The sequence below is a fragment of the Zavarzinella formosa DSM 19928 genome (assembly GCF_000255705.1).
Taxonomy (GTDB): Bacteria; Planctomycetota; Planctomycetia; order Gemmatales; family Gemmataceae; genus Zavarzinella; species Zavarzinella formosa.
Window position 1 is genome coordinate 93,332 of sequence record NZ_JH636454.1, and the last position, 219, is coordinate 93,550.

Annotated in this window: 1 protein-coding gene; it reads left to right on the forward strand. The window is 67.6% G+C overall.

The window, feature by feature from the left end; genetic code table 11:
- A partial coding sequence (locus tag BGIM_RS66270) for a hypothetical protein (RefSeq protein WP_193789093.1) occupies positions 1-219 on the forward strand: 219 nt, incomplete at both ends.

Genomic DNA, 219 nt, shown 5'->3' on the forward strand with positions numbered 1-219 from the left:
GGCCGACATCACGTCGTTTTTGATCGAGGGGGACCGGCTTTCTTGGACCGAAGTGACCGACAAGGACCTCGCGGGCTACCTGATCCGCTTCCAACCGGGCACGTCCCGAAGCTGGGGCGACGCCGGCCGGCTGCACGCCGGACTGGTCACCGCCTCGCCGTTCACGATGCTCACCCGCCCCTCCGGCCCGGTCACCTTCATGATCAAGGCCCGCGACAC